Origin of the sequence: Microbacterium sp. USHLN186 (genome assembly GCF_037145155.1) — a bacterium.
Taxonomy (GTDB): domain Bacteria; phylum Actinomycetota; class Actinomycetes; order Actinomycetales; family Microbacteriaceae; genus Microbacterium.
The window spans coordinates 1-246 of record NZ_JBBCYA010000019.1; the positions used below are offsets into that span (position 1 = coordinate 1).

The following is a 246-nucleotide window of genomic DNA, read 5'->3' on the forward strand; positions in this document are numbered from 1 at the left end:
GCACGGCAACGTGTGCAGCTGACTGGTACTAATAAGCCGATGACTTGATAACACCTCCTTTCTGCGAGATGAACGCGTCCACTTTGTGGTTCTCGACGTACGGTCGGAACCGAACAACACACACTCAACGTGTGCGTTGCCGAAACGTCAATAGTGTTACGGCGGCCATAGCGTGAGGGAAACGCCCGGTCACATTCCGAACCCGGAAGCTAAGCCTCACAGCGCCGATGGTACTGCAGGGGGGAC

The 246-nt window shown here is 56.1% G+C and carries 1 rRNA gene; it reads left to right on the plus strand.

Features of this window, described 5'->3' with window-relative positions:
* Positions 1-157: 157 nt before the first annotated feature.
* Positions 158-246 (plus strand): 5S ribosomal RNA (gene rrf / locus WFG93_RS13930); the annotation flags it as partial.